Genomic DNA, 13463 nt, shown 5'->3' with positions numbered 1-13463 from the left:
CGTGGGGGGGGGGGGGGGGGGGGGGGGGGGGGGGGGGGGGGGGGGGGGGGGGGGGGGCCCCCCCGGGGGGGGGGGGGGGGGGGGGGGGGGGGGGGGGGGGGGGGGGTGGCCCGCGCGACGCCGAGCGTGTGGCGCCGGGCCCGGCGGGCCGTCAGGGCCTGAGCGTACGACGGGCGGTCACGGCAGGGTCCGTGAGCCTCCCACCGGCAGGTCCCACAGGTCCTCCCGGTCCAGGCCCGCTTTCTCCCAGGCCGTGTGGACGCGTGTGAGCGGTTCCAGGACCGGCTCCGCGGACAGGACGAACGTGCCCCAGTGCATGGGGGCCATGCGGCGTGCGCCCAGGTCGAGGGCGGCCTGCACCGCCTCTTCCGGGTCGCAGTGAACGTCGCTGAGCCACCAGCGCGGGTCGTAGGCGCCGATGGGCAGCAGGGCGAGGTCTATGCCGGGGTAGCGGCGGCCTATGCGGGAGAACCAGTGGCCGTATCCGGTGTCTCCGGCGAAGTGGACGCGCTGTCCGTCGGGGGCGGTGAGGATCCAGCCGCCCCACAGGCTGTGGCAGGTGTCGGTGAGGGTGCGCTTGGACCAGTGGTGGGCGGGCACGAAGTCGAAGCGGACGCCGGAGAGTTCGGCCGCCTCCCACCAGTCCAGCTCGGTGATGGTGGTGAACTTGCGGCGGCGGAACCAGTTGCCGAGGCCGGCGGGTACGAACACGGGGGTGTCGCGCGGGAGTCGGCGCAGGGTGGGGGCGTCGAGGTGGTCGTAGTGGTTGTGGCTGATGACGACCGCGTCGACGCGGGGCAGTTCCTCCCAGGCGACGCCGACGGGGGTGATGCGGGCGGGGGTACCGAGGATGCGGCGGGACCAGACGGGGTCGGTCAGGACGGTCAGCCCGCCGATGGACAGCACCCAACTGGCGTGGCCCGCCCAGGTGACGGCGACGGTGCGGGCGTCCACGCGGGGCGGCGGGCCGGGGGCGTAGGGCAGGCGGGGGATGTCGGCGAGGCCCTCCTTGCCGGGGCGCACGGCGCCTTCGCGGGCGAAGCGGGCGATGGCCTTGAGGCCGGGCAGTGGAGCGGTCAGCCGGTCGTGGAAGGTCCGCGGCCAGGTCCGCCTCTCGCCCAGGGGGCGGGGCGCGGCGAGCGGCGGGCAGGGGGGTGCGAGGGGTGACGTGGCCGTCGGTTCGTCGGCGTCCGTGGCGGTGGCGGTGGTGGCGGTGGTGGCGGTGGCGGTGGCGGTGGTGGTGGTCGACTCGGACTGCTGCGTCATCGAGGAGGCTCCCATCGCTGGGCGTCGTCGCGGAGATCGTCGAAGACCGACCTCAAGGAGATCAACGCGCGTTGCACGTGTGGCAGTTCCAACGGCACGGGTGCCGTGAGGCATTCCGTGCGTTCCTCGTCCGTGCCGCCCAGCAGCGGCCCGGTGGCGAGACGCACGCGCAGCGCCGCCAGGTCGTCGCCGAAGCGGTGGCCGCCGGGCGCGGGCATGCCGAGCCGGGCGGTGAGGAAGTCCTCCAGTTCCTGCGCGTCGCCGACGCCTTGCGCGGCGAGCGCGGTGCGCAGCGGTTCGAGATCGGCGTACAGGTGCCGGCCGGTCTGGGGCGGCCGGGCCAGGGCGCCCGCGGCGGTGACGGCGGCGTGCGCGGCGGCGGCCACGCGCGCGTGCAGCCGTACGGCGGCGGCGCGGCGTTCGGTGACGGGCTCGGGTTCGTCCAGCGCGTAGCCGGCGGCGGCCGCGACCGGTCCGGCGACGCTCGCGCCCAGCGCGGTGAGGACGTCGAGCACGCGCGCGTGGAGGCCCGCTCCGCCGGCGGAGGCGGGGAAGCGGGCGACGGCGGCGGGCCAGCCGGGTGGCAGCAGGGAGCCGGCGAGGTCGGTGACGACGGTGACGTGGTCGGGCAGCATCTCGGCCGGGCCGATCAGCACGGTGTCGTGCGGGGCGTGCAGGGTGTCGCGCCAGGTCTCGTCGCTGACCAGGTGCAGTCCTTCGCCGACGGCGGCCTCGAGGGTCTCGTGCAGCAGTTCGGGCGGTGCGACGGTGGCGGTGGGGTCGTCGGCGACGGAGAGCACGAGCAGCCGCGGGTCGCCGCCTTCGGCACGGACGCGGCGTACGGTCTCCAGCAGCGCGTACGGGTCGGGCACGCCGCCGGACTCGGCGGGGGTGGCGACGTGGAAGGCGGGCCTGCCGAGCAGGCGTGCGTACGGTGCCCACCAGGCGGCGCAGGGGCGGGGGACGAGTACGTCGCCGCCCTGCGCGGCGGTCAGCGCGAGCAGCAGCGACGGCGCGCCGGGGCCGGCCGCCACCTGGCCGGGCAGTGTGGGCAGGCCGCGGCGGGTCCAGTAGCCGCACGCCGCTTCCAGCAGCGCCGGGCCGCCGCCGGCCGGCTGGCCCTCGGCGCGGCCCGCGGCGGCGGCGAGCACGGCGGACAGTTCGGGCAGGACGGGCAGTCCGTCGCCGGGCAGGGGCGGGCCGTAGCGCACCGGGCCGTGGCCTTCGGGGGCGTGTCGTTCGGGGCCGTGGGCACCGGCGTTCCGGCCGCCGGCCCCCGGGTCGGAGCGGACGGAGCCGTCGCCTTCCGGGTCCGTCCGCCGCATGTCCGCCTCCGCGCAGTCCGTGTGCCGTGTCCGGTCGTGTCCTGGCCCCGTCCTGTCCCCGCTACGGGCCATCGCCGTGTCGTGATGCTCCGGGGACTCTCCAGTGCCACGGGTACCCAGAGGTGCGCCCCTGCATCCGGTACACCGCGCCCGCGCCCGCGGCCGCGATCAGCACCGCGCCGGCCGCCAGCGCGGGCACGGACGTGTCGAAGGTGCCGCCCTCGCCGGCGTGCGCGCCGTGCTGGACGGTGGGCGGGGCGCAGGAGGGGTCACCGGAGGACCCGGCGCAGTCGTGGGCGGCTTCGTCCCGCCCGCCGCCCGTGTTCCGCCCGCCCGTGTCCTGTCCGCCCTCGTCCCGCCCGCCCGTGTCCCGTCCGCCGGTGTCCTGTCCGCCGGCGTCCCACGTGCCGTCGTCCCGGCCGCCCTCGTCCTGCCCGGCCTCGCATGGCTCGGCGTCCGGGCCGCCGGTCTTCGGGCCGGTGGTGTTCGGACCGGTGGTGTTCGGACCGGTGGTGCCAGGTCCGACGGCGTCAGGCCCCACGGCATCAGGTCCCACGGCATCCGCACCGCCCCCTGCGGCGTCGCCGGAGCCTATTCGGGCGTTGCCGCGGTCGGCGGTCCCGGTCGACCGGCCGTCGGCGCCGGTGACGGCGCCGCAGGACGCGGAGACGGGTTTCGCGTACGCGTCCGGCGCGACGGCGAACGCGGCCGCGGCCAGAGCGGCGACGGACAGGGCGCGTGCGGTGCGGCGCATGGTAGGGGCTCCTCGGAACGACGGCTGCGACGGCGGCTGCGACGGGCGCGGCCTGCGCGTCCTCGCTTGCCATCACAGCCCGCCGCGCCGCGCGTCGCGCGCGGCCGGGGCCCATTGGCGGGACGCCCGGGGGCCTTCCGGGTGATCCGGCGGTCCGGCGGGTTTCGGTCCGGGCGGGTTTCGGTCCGGGCGGGTTTCACCTCACGTCCGGCGCCGTCCTACGCCACGTCCCGCATCACCTGCTCCCGCACCCGGTCGCAGCAGCGGCTGATCAGCCGGGAGACGTGCATCTGGGAGATGCCCAGCTGCTCGGCGATCCGGCTCTGGGTCATGTCACCGAAGAACCGCATGTACAGGATGGCCCGCTCGCGTTCGGGCAGGGCGGCCAGGCGGTGTTTGACGGCCTCGCGGTCGACGACGGTGTCGAGCGCGGGGTCGGGGGCGCCGAGGGCGTCACTGAGGGAGTAACCGTCGTCGCTGCCCGGCATTTCGGCGTCCAGGGAGAGCGCGGAGAAGCTCTCCAGTGCCTCCAGGCCGACCCGGACGTCCTCCTCGCTCATGTTCGCGTGCTTGGCGATCTCCGCGACGGTGGGGCGGCGGCCGGGGATGGTCTGGGACAGGTCCTGGCCGGCGAACCGGACCCGGTTGCGCAGGTCCTGGACCCGGCGGGGCACGTGCAGGGTCCACATGTGGTCGCGGAAGTGCCGTTTGATCTCGCCGGTGACGGTGGGCACGGCGTAGCTCTCGAAGGCGTTGCCGCGTTCGGGGTCGTAGCGGTCGACGGCCTTGACCAGGCCGAGGGCGGCGACCTGCCGCAGGTCCTCGTAGTTCTCGCCGCGGCTGCGGAACCGTCCCGCGATCCGTTCGGCCATGGGCAGCCAGGCCTCGACGAGCTCGTCGCGCAGGGCGTCGCGTTCGGGTCCGGGCGGGAGGGCGGTGAGGCGGCGGAAGGCGTCCGCGGTGTCGGGGGCGTCGTCGTGGGGGTGGTGCTTCGTGCTCGCTCGGTTCGGCATGGTGCGTCGCAGCTCCCCTGGGGTGCACGGGTTCGACGGTCACCGCGGGAGCGCATCCGATCCGGACAGACGCACCCATGGCGACGATTCGCCGCTCCCACGGAGGTGTGCCTCCTGTCCGAAGCACTGTGCTGCTGCGCCTGCCCTCCGCCCGAGGGGGCAAACACCCGTCCGGCGCCCGTCGGCCCCGGGGAAACCGCGCGGGAGAGCCCCGTACAGGTTTTCCGCATGCCCTGGCGGTGACTCGGATACCGCTGACCGGATCGTCCGCTTCCTCACCACCTGGAGGTTGTCTCCATGAGCACCAAGGTCTCCGACCACATCCTCGCGCGGCTGCGCGAATGGGGTGTGGAGCAGGTCTTCGGCTATCCCGGCGACGGCATCAACGGCCTGCTGGCGGCCTGGGGGCGTGCTGATGACCAGCCGCGGTTCATCCAGTCCCGGCACGAGGAGATGTCGGCCTTCCAGGCGGTCGGCTACGCCAAGTTCTCCGGGCGTCTCGGGGTGTGCGCGGCGACTTCGGGGCCGGGCGCCATCCACCTCCTCAACGGGCTGTACGACGCCAAGCTGGACCATGTGCCGGTGCTGGCGATCGTCGGCCAGACGCACCGGACCGCGATGGGCGGCTCCTACCAGCAGGAGGTCGACCTGCACACGCTGTTCAAGGACGTCGCCTCCGACTTCCTGGAGACGGTGACCGTCCCCGAGCAGCTGCCGAACGTGCTGGACCGGGCGATCCGCACCGCGTACGCCCGGCGCTGCCCCACGGCGATCATCATCCCGGGTGACGTGCAGGAACTGGACTACTCGGCGCCCACGCACGAGTTCAAGATGGTGCCCTCCAGCCTAGGCATGAGCGAGTCGACGGCGATCCCGACCGACGACGCGCTGCGCAGGGCCGCGGAGATCCTGAACGCCGGTGACAAGCCGGCCATCCTGATCGGGCAGGGTGCCGCGGGGGCGGTCGCGGAGGTGCAGCGGATCGCGGAGCTGCTCGGCGCGGGCGTCGCCAAGGCGCTGCTGGGCAAGGACGTGCTCAGCGACGAGCTGCCGTACGTCACCGGTTCGATCGGTCTGCTGGGCACGCGCCCGTCGTACGAGCTGATGCGGGACTGCGACACGCTGCTGACCATCGGCTCCTCGTTCCCGTACACGCAGTTCATGCCGGAGTTCGGCAAGGCGCGGGGGGTGCAGATCGACCTCGATCCGCACATGGTCGGGATGCGTTATCCGTACGAGGTGAACCTCGTCGGCGACGCGAAGGCGACCCTCCAGCGGCTGATCCCGCTGCTGGAGGCCGACCGTGGGGGCCGGCCCGAGGACGGGGAGTGGTTCGGCACGGTGTCCGCGAACGTGCGGCGCTGGCACGAGACGATGCAGCGGCGGGCGCATCTGTCGGCCGACCCGATCAACCCGGAGTACGTGGCGCGGGCGCTGGACCCGCTGCTGCCGCAGAACGCGATCCTCACCTCGGACTCCGGTTCGGTGGCCAACTGGTACGCGCGGCACATCACCATGCGGCCGGGCATGCGCGGCTCGCTGTCGGGGACGCTGGCGACGATGGGCGCCGGTGTGCCGTATGCGATCGGCGCGAAGTTCGCGCATCCGGACCGGCCGGTGTTCGCGCTGGTCGGTGACGGCGCGATGCAGATGAACGGGCTGGCGGAGGTGATCACCGCGGCGAAGTACCAGGACCGGTGGACGGATCCGCGGCTGGTGTTCGCGGTGTGGAACAACCAGGACCTCAACCAGGTCACCTGGGAGATGCGGGCGATGGAGGGCGCTCCGTCCTTCCTGCCCTCGCAGCAGCTGCCGGACGTGCAGTACGCGGCGTTCGCGCGGTCCCTGGGGCTGACCGGGATCCGGGTGGAGAAGCCGGAGGACGTGGAGGCGGGCTGGCGCGCGGCGCTGGAGGCGGACGGGCCGTCGGTGGTGGAGTTCCTCACCGACCCGGCGGTGCCGCCGATTCCGCCGCACGCCTCCTGGGAGCAGATGGAGGCGACGGCCGAGTCGATCCTCAAGGGCGACGCGGACCGCGGGTCGATGATCAAGCAGGGTTTCAAGGCGAAGGTGCAGGAGTTCCTGTCGGGGCACGACGGGAGGTAGCCACGGCTGTCGTTTCCGGCGTGTTTTCACCCCGTGGATCCCGTGTCGGTGTGCGGTCCCCGGGTACGCGGTGCGGACCTGCGAAGATCTGGAGGGAGACATGCAGCGAGGCAGTGACCGGCTGAGCGTCCACCGGGACGACGAGATGAAACACGAGCTCCAGGGCCTGCTCCGGTCCGGGCACCCGACGCGTACGGAGGAGTGGCACGACCCGGAGCCGACCGCCGAGGACGACCCGGAGGTCTGGGGCGGTCCGGTGGCGCCGGGGCGCTCCGGGGCCACGCTGGAGACGGTCCGGTTCGAGCTGGCCCGGATCCTGGGGCGTCACGCGTTCCCGGCGGGGCCGGCCGACCTGGCGCGGACCCTGCGTCGCAAGAACGCGCCGGACGCCATGATCGAGGCGGTGGCGCGGCTGCCGCGCCAGGATCAGTACACCACCGTGCAGGAGTTGGCCGAGGCACTGGTGAGCCGCGGATGAGCCGGGGTCAGGCGGCGGAGATCGCCGCCACGGGCGTCACCGTCGATGTCGGTGACGCCACCACCCGGTACCTGCTGTACGGGCTGCTGCCCGGCTGGTTCGTACCGGGTCTGGCGGACTGGGTGATGCACCGGCGCACCCGTATCGAGGACACGGCGGGGACGAAGGAGTCCCTGATCCACTCGCTGATGATGGCGGAGGTGGGGCTGCCGATCGCGTTGACGCTGCGCTACGAGGTGAACCCGCTGCTGCTGTCGGTGCAGCTCGGGGCGGCGGCCGTGCACGAGGCGACGGCGCTGTGGGACGTGCGGACGGCGGTGGACAGCGACCGTGAGGTCAAGCCGGTCGAGCAGCACATCCACAGTTTCCTGGAGTCGCTGCCGTTCGCCGGGCTGAGCGCGTTGATGTGCCTGCACGCCGACCAGCTGCGGTCGTTGCTGCGCGGTGGCCGGGGTGATCCGGACGCGTGGCGTCTGGTCCGGCGCCGCCGGCCGCTGTCGCCCGGTTACCTGGCGGCTGTCGGCGCGGCGATCGGCGCGTGCGTGCTCCTGCCGTACGGCGAGGAGCTGCTGCGCTGCCGGCGGGCGGCCCGGGCGAGGAAGAAGCGCCGCCGGGACGACAGTGCCCGGTGGCGGGCGACCGACGAACGCTGAGATTTTGCAATTGCGTATAAGGAAAGGAGGCCGGCCATGCGCATCGCTTTCCTGGTGGCCCCTGAGGGGGTCGAGCAGGTCGAGCTGACCGAGCCGTGGAAGGCGGCTTCGGAGGGCGGCCACGAACCGGTGCTGGTGTCGACGAAGTCCGGGAAGATTCAGGCGTTCAACCATCTGGACAGGGGAGACACGTTCCCCGTGGACGAGGTGGTCGGCGAGACGTCGGCCGGCTCGTTCGGGGCGCTCGTCCTGCCCGGCGGGGTGGCCAATCCGGACTTCCTCAGGATGGACGAGAAGGCCGTCGCTTTCGTGAAGGATTTCTTCGATCAGAGCCGTCCGGTGGCCGCGATCTGTCACGCCCCGTGGACACTGGTCGAGGCGGATGTCGTGCGGGGCCGGACGCTGACCTCGTGGCCGAGTCTGCGCACGGACATCCAAAACGCGGGCGGCACCTGGGTGGACGAGCAGGTGAAGATCTGCGACGCCGGCTCCAACCAGCTGATCACCAGCCGCAAGCCGGACGACCTGAAGGCGTTCTGCGACGCGTTCCTGCATGTGTTCGCCGGGGAGGCCGGCTGATGGGCACCCCCTCCGACGGCAACGGCAAGCAGCGGCAGCGCGAGGCGTATCACGCCGAGGACCCGGCGTCGGGTCCGCTCACCACCGACCAGGGCGTCGACGTCGACCACACCGACGACTCGCTGACGGTCGGCGAGCGCGGGCCGACCCTGATGGAGGACTTCCACTTCCGGGAGAAGCTCACCCACTTCGACCACGAGCGGATCCCGGAACGGGTGGTGCACGCGCGCGGTGCGGGCGCGTACGGGTACTTCGAACCGTACGAGTCCTGCGCCGAGTTCACGCGGGCGGCGTTCCTCCAGGACCCGTCCGTGCGGACGCCGGTGTTCGTGCGGTTCTCCACCGTGCAGGGCCCCAGGGGGTCGGCGGACACTGTGCGGGACGTGCGGGGCTTCGCCACGAAGTTCTACACGTCGGAGGGCAACTACGACCTGGTGGGGAACAACTTCCCGGTCTTCTTCATCCAGGACGGCATCAAGTTCCCGGACTTCGTGCACGCGGTGAAGCCCGAGCCGCACAACGACATCCCCACGGGCGCGTCGGCGCACGACACCCTGTGGGACTTCGTGTCGCTCCAGCCGGAGACGCTGCACGCGATCATGTGGCTGATGTCGGACCGGGCGATCCCGCGCAGCTACCGGATGATGCAGGGCTTCGGCGTGCACACCTTCCGGTTCGTGAACGCCGAGGGACGCGGGACGTTCGTGAAGTTCCACTGGAAGCCGAAGCTGGGCGCGCATTCCCTGGTGTGGGACGAGGCGCAGGAGTGCCAGGGCCGTGATCCGGACTTCAACCGGCGGGATCTGTGGCTCGCGATCGAGGCGGGCGAGTACCCGGAGTGGGAGCTGGGCGTCCAACTGGTGCCGGAGGAGGACGAGTTCGCGTTCGACTTCGACCTGCTGGACGCCACGAAGATCATCCCGGAGGAGCAGGTGCCGGTCCGGCCGATCGGCCGGATGGTGCTGGACCGCAACCCGGAGAACTTCTTCGCGGAGACCGAGCAGGTCGCCTTCCACACGGCGAACGTGGTGCCCGGCATCGACTTCACCAACGACCCGCTGCTCCAGGCGAGGAACTTCTCCTACCTGGACACGCAGCTGATCCGGCTGGGCGGCCCCAACTTCGCGCAGATCCCGGTGAACCGGCCGGTGGCGCCGGTGCGCACCAACCACCGCGACGGCTACCACCAGGGCGCGATCCACCGGGGTACGAACTACTTCCCGAACTCCCTCGGTGGCGGCTGCCCCGCGCACGTCGGGGCCGGCGGGTCGGCGTTCACCCACTACACGGAGCGGGTGGACGGCGCGACGATCCGCCGGCGCAGCCCCAGCTTCCAGGACCACTACAGCCAGGCCGCGCTGTTCTGGCACAGCATGTCCGGCTGGGAGCAGCAGCACATCGTCGCCGCGTTCCGGTTCGAGCTGGGCAAGGTCGACGCGCGCGCGGTGCGGGCGCGGACGGTGGAGCAGCTGGCCCGGGTGAACGGCGAGCTGGCGGCGCAGGTGGCGCGGGGTGTCGGGGTGCCCGAGCCGTCGGCCGAGCAGGCGGCGCAGGTGAAGCAGGTCTCGCCCGCGCTGAGCCTTCAGTCGCTGCGCGGCGACGGTTCGATCCGGACCCGGCAGATCGCCGTGCTGGTCGCCGACGGTGTGGACGCCGGGCAGCTCGGGTCGGTGCGGGAGACGCTGGCGGCCGAGGGGGCGGTCGTGGAGGCGCTGGCGGCGACCGAGGAACCGGTGACGGGGACGGACGGTCAGTCGTATACGGTCGACCGCTCACTGCCTACGGTCGCTTCCGTCCTGTACGACGCGGTCCTGCTGCCCGGCGGTCCGACCGGCACCCCCGCGGTCACCGGCGACCCGGACGCGGTGCGTTTCGTCCGCTCCGCCTACCGGCACGGCAAGCCGATCGGCGCGCTCGGGTCGGGCGTCGGGATCCTGTCGGCGCTCGAGCCGGAGGGCCTCAGGCTGTCGACGGAGTTCCACCACATGATCAGCGACCGGGGCGTGGTCACGGACACCGCTCCCGGTGCCGCGCACACGGACTTCGTCCGGGCGTTCGTGGCCGCGATCGCGGCCCACCGGCACTGGGGCCGGCCTCCGCTGCGCTGCTGACGGCGGGCCGGCGGCGCCGGTTCACGCCGACCCTTCAGGGGCTCCCCGCGGGGGGAGCCCCTTCTTCACGTGCCGGAGCCGTCGGGCGTCGCCGTCTCCGCGCAGGAGCGTTCCCGGGCGCCCTCCCGGGTGCGGCCCGCGGCGACCAGCCGGCGCGGATTGCGGCGCAGGTACTCGCCCTCGAGCTGGGCCATGCGTTCGTTGTGGGCCCGCAGCGCGTCGTTCGAGCCGTACAGCAGGGTGTCGTGGCGCGTGCGGTGGATCGTCTCCAGCTCTTTCATGAGCTGCTGGTCGTCCAGGCGGCTGGGGTCGACTCCGGTCATCGTGATGTCCCGCTCGTCGTGTTCGTTCATGCGGTACGGGTACCCGCCCGGGACGCAGTACCCCCGAGCGGCATCCGGGAGGGAGCCATGGATCTCGCGTTTCTCAATCCACTGTACGAACAGTCGGGCCCTTGGGCCTCCGTGTACGTCGACACGTCCCGGCATACGGAGGACACGCCGCACGAGCTGCGCCTGACCGCCCAGGCGATGGGGCGCGAGCTGCGGGAGCAGGGTGCGGACGACGCCACGTGCCGGGCGGTGGAGGGGGCGGTCGAGGCGCTGGGCCACTCCCCCGATCCGCACGGCAGGGCCCTGTTCGCGCGGCACGGCGAGGTGGCCCTGGACCCGGTGCTGGCGCACGCCCCGCCGGGTGACCGGGCGGTGTGGGCACCGTTGCCGAGGGTGGCCCCGCTGCTGGACCTGGCCGGTGAGGACCCGCTGGCGATCGTGTCGTACATCGACCGCCGCGGCGCCGACTTCGAACTGCGCAGCGCGCTGGGCCGGCGGAAGGCGGGTGCGGTCGCCGGCCGGCAGCATCCGATCCACCGCACGTCCAGCGCCGACTGGTCGGAGCGGCACTTCCAGCTGAAGGTGGAGAACACCTGGGAGCACAACGCGGCGGAGATCGCCGACGCGCTCGCCGTCTGCCAGGACGAGACCCGGGCGGACCTGCTGATCCTGGTCGGTGACGACCGGGAGCGGCGTGAGGTGCACGATCGGCTGCCGAAGCGGCTGCACGAGCGCGTGGTCGAGTCCGAGCACGGCACCGGCTCCAGGCTGCTGGACGACGAGGTGGAGCGGGTGCGCGCCGACCACGTGCACCACCGGATCGAGGCGGAGCTGGACCGGTTCCGTGCCGCGCGCGCCCCGGACGGCGAGGGCCGCGTCGGCGCCGTCGAGGGCGTGCCCGAGTTGGTGGAGGCCGCCCGGGAGCACCGTCTGGAGGAGCTGCTGATCAGGCCGGACGGGCCCGACGCCCACCGCGAGGTGTGGATCGGCGAGGACCCCGACCAGCTGGCGGTGCGCCGTACCGAGCTGAAGATCCTCGGCGAGCAGAACTCGTGGTCCGCGCGCGCGGACGAGGCGCTGCTGCGCTCCGCCGTGACGACGGACGCCGCCGCGCTGTCCCTGGCGGCGGTGCTGGAGGGCACCGGGGACGACACTCCGGCGGGCGGCCTGGGCACACTGCTGCGCTGGAAGTGACAGCGCAGAGCGCGGCTGCTACCGGGCCCGCTCCACCCTGCGCTCGTCCCACACTGGCTCGGACGTCTCGCGGACCCGGCCGTCGCTGCCGAAGACCAGGTAGCGGTCGAAGGAGCGGGCGAACCAGCGGTCGTGGGTGACCGCGAGGACCGTGCCGTCGAAGGCCTCCAGGCCCTCCTGGAGGGCTTCGGCGGACTCCAGGTCCAGGTTGTCGGTCGGCTCGTCCAGCAGCAGCGCGGTGACGCCCTGCAGTTCCAGCAGGAGGATCTGGAAGCGGGCCTGCTGGCCGCCGGAGAGCCGGTCGAAGGACTGCTCGGCCTGCTGGGTGAGCTCGTAGCGGCGCAGCCGGGACATGGCCGCGCCACGGTCCTGGGAGTGTTCCTTCCACAGGATGTCGAGCAGGGTGCGGCCCTCCAGCTCCGGGTGGGCGTGCGTCTGCGCGAAGTGCCCGGGCACGACCCGCGCCCCCAGCCTCCACTGCCCCGTGTGGGCGACGTCGCCGCCGGCCAGCAGGCGCAGGAAGTGCGACTTGCCGGAGCCGTTGGAGCCGAGGACGGCGACCCGTTCGCCGTAGAAGACCTCCAGGTCGAACGGTTTCATCAGGCCGGTCAGTTCGAGACCTTCGCAGGTGACGGCCCGGACGCCGGTGCGGCCGCCCTTCAGGCGCATACGGATGTCCTGCTCGCGCGGCGGCTCGGGCGGCGGCCCCACCTCCTCGAACTTGCGCAGCCTGGTCTGCGCCGCCTGGTAGCGGGAGGCCATCTCGTGGCTGACGGAGGCCGCCTGGCGCAGGTTGAGGACGAGCTTCTTCAGCTGGGCGTGCTTCTCGTCCCAGCGGCGGCGCAGCTCCTCGAAGCGGGCGAAGCGCTCGCGGCGGGCCTCGTGGTAGGTGGCGAAGCCGCCGCCGTGCACCCAGGCGTCGGCGCCGGCCGGTCCGGGCTCCACGGAGACGATCTTCTCGGCGGCGCGGGCGAGCAGTTCACGGTCGTGGGAGACGAACAGGACGGTCTTGCGGGTCTCCTTCAGCCGTTCCTCCAGCCAGCGCTTGCCGGGCACGTCCAGGTAGTTGTCCGGCTCGTCCAGCAGCAGCACCTCGTCGGTGCCGCGCAGCAGCGCCTCCAGGACCAGCCGCTTCTGCTCGCCGCCGGAGAGGGTCCGCACCTGCCGCCACTGCGCCCGCTCGTAGGGGATGCCGAGCGCGGCCGTGGTGCACATGTCCCACAGTGTCTCCGCCTCGTACCCGCGTACTTCCGCCCAGTCGGCGAGGGCTTGGGCGTAGGCCAGCTGGGCGGCCTCGTCGTCGACGGTCATCACGGCGTGCTCGGCCTTGTCGACGGCCCGCGCGGCTGCCCGGATGCGGGGCGGTGCGACGGAGACGAGCAGGTCGCGTACGGTCGTCTCGTCCCGTACGGAGCCCACGAACTGGCGCATGACGCCGAGGCCGCCGCTGACGGTGACCGTGCCGCCGTGCGGCTTCAGCTCGCCGGCGATCAGCCGGAGCAGGGTGGTCTTCCCGGCGCCGTTGGGGCCGACCAGGGCGACGGCGGCGCCTTCGCCGACCCGGAAGGACACGTCCCCCAGCAGGGTCCTCCCGTCGGGGAGGTGGTATTCGAGGTGCGCGGCTTCCAGGTGTCCCATGGCCAGGCATTCTG

General features: G+C 72.9%; 12 protein-coding genes. 6 read left to right on the top strand and 6 right to left on the bottom strand.

Annotation, left to right across the window (positions count from 1 at the left end):
- Positions 1 to 177 precede the first annotated feature (177 nt).
- From ACFY01_RS26015 to ACFY01_RS26000, 4 genes are all read right to left on the bottom strand, one after another.
- Entirely contained in the window at positions 178 to 1266 is a 1089-nt protein-coding gene (locus ACFY01_RS26015) for an MBL fold metallo-hydrolase (protein ID WP_390738135.1), read from the bottom strand.
- On the bottom strand, positions 1263 to 2591 hold the full coding sequence (locus ACFY01_RS26010) for an aminotransferase class I/II-fold pyridoxal phosphate-dependent enzyme (RefSeq protein WP_390738134.1): 1329 nt from the start codon (positions 2589 to 2591) through the stop codon (positions 1263 to 1265). The genes ACFY01_RS26015 and ACFY01_RS26010 overlap by 4 nt, the downstream gene beginning before the upstream one ends.
- Before the next feature lie 61 nt (positions 2592 to 2652).
- The gene (locus tag ACFY01_RS26005; protein WP_390738133.1) at positions 2653 to 3345 is read right to left on the bottom strand and encodes a hypothetical protein; all 693 of its coding nucleotides are present in this window, start codon (positions 3343 to 3345) and stop codon (positions 2653 to 2655) included.
- A gap of 218 nt (positions 3346 to 3563) precedes the next feature.
- Positions 3564 to 4358 (bottom strand): RNA polymerase sigma factor SigF, encoded by a 795-nt coding sequence (locus tag ACFY01_RS26000; protein ID WP_390738132.1) that lies wholly within the window; start codon positions 4356 to 4358, stop codon positions 3564 to 3566.
- A 297-nt stretch (positions 4359 to 4655) separates the two neighbouring features.
- Between ACFY01_RS26000 and ACFY01_RS25995 the strand changes: the two genes are divergently transcribed.
- The 5 genes from ACFY01_RS25995 (at position 4656) to ACFY01_RS25975 (ending at position 10285) form a co-directional block, all read left to right on the top strand.
- Positions 4656 to 6464, top strand: coding sequence for a thiamine pyrophosphate-requiring protein (locus tag ACFY01_RS25995; RefSeq protein WP_390738131.1), 1809 nt, complete (start codon positions 4656 to 4658; stop codon positions 6462 to 6464).
- A 100-nt stretch (positions 6465 to 6564) separates the two neighbouring features.
- Positions 6565 to 6942 carry a DUF2795 domain-containing protein gene (locus ACFY01_RS25990; RefSeq protein WP_390738130.1) on the top strand — a complete coding sequence of 126 codons (378 nt, stop codon included), beginning with the start codon at positions 6565 to 6567 and terminating at the stop codon, positions 6940 to 6942.
- Positions 6939 to 7595: a diguanylate cyclase gene (locus ACFY01_RS25985; protein WP_390738129.1), complete on the top strand. Its 657-nt coding sequence runs from the start codon at positions 6939 to 6941 to the stop codon at positions 7593 to 7595. The genes ACFY01_RS25990 and ACFY01_RS25985 overlap by 4 nt, the downstream gene beginning before the upstream one ends.
- Positions 7596 to 7631: 36 nt before the next feature.
- Positions 7632 to 8174 carry a type 1 glutamine amidotransferase domain-containing protein gene (locus tag ACFY01_RS25980; RefSeq protein ID WP_390738128.1) on the top strand — a complete coding sequence of 181 codons (543 nt, stop codon included), beginning with the start codon at positions 7632 to 7634 and terminating at the stop codon, positions 8172 to 8174.
- On the top strand, positions 8174 to 10285 hold the full coding sequence (locus tag ACFY01_RS25975) for a catalase (RefSeq protein ID WP_390738127.1): 2112 nt from the start codon (positions 8174 to 8176) through the stop codon (positions 10283 to 10285). Before ACFY01_RS25980 ends, ACFY01_RS25975 begins: the two co-directional genes overlap by 1 nt.
- A gap of 65 nt (positions 10286 to 10350) precedes the next feature.
- Here ACFY01_RS25975 and ACFY01_RS25970 read toward each other — a convergent pair whose 3' ends face one another.
- Complete coding sequence (locus ACFY01_RS25970; RefSeq protein WP_361802870.1) at positions 10351 to 10638, bottom strand: DUF6158 family protein; 288 nt, start codon at positions 10636 to 10638, stop codon at positions 10351 to 10353.
- 57 nt (positions 10639 to 10695) lie between these two features.
- Between ACFY01_RS25970 and ACFY01_RS25965 the strand changes: the two genes are divergently transcribed.
- On the top strand, positions 10696 to 11811 hold the full coding sequence (locus ACFY01_RS25965) for a Vms1/Ankzf1 family peptidyl-tRNA hydrolase (protein ID WP_390738126.1): 1116 nt from the start codon (positions 10696 to 10698) through the stop codon (positions 11809 to 11811).
- Positions 11812 to 11829: 18 nt separating this feature from the next.
- Here the strand turns inward: ACFY01_RS25965 and ACFY01_RS25960 are convergent, their stop codons facing one another.
- On the bottom strand, positions 11830 to 13449 hold the full coding sequence (locus tag ACFY01_RS25960; RefSeq protein ID WP_390738125.1) for an ABC-F family ATP-binding cassette domain-containing protein: 1620 nt from the start codon (positions 13447 to 13449) through the stop codon (positions 11830 to 11832).
- Positions 13450 to 13463 lie beyond the last annotated feature (14 nt).

The organism is Streptomyces sp. NPDC001480 (assembly GCF_042894725.1).
Taxonomy (GTDB): domain Bacteria; phylum Actinomycetota; class Actinomycetes; order Streptomycetales; family Streptomycetaceae; genus Streptomyces.
Note: the sequence above shows the minus strand (reverse complement) of the source record. Positions and strands in the feature narration are given on the sequence as shown.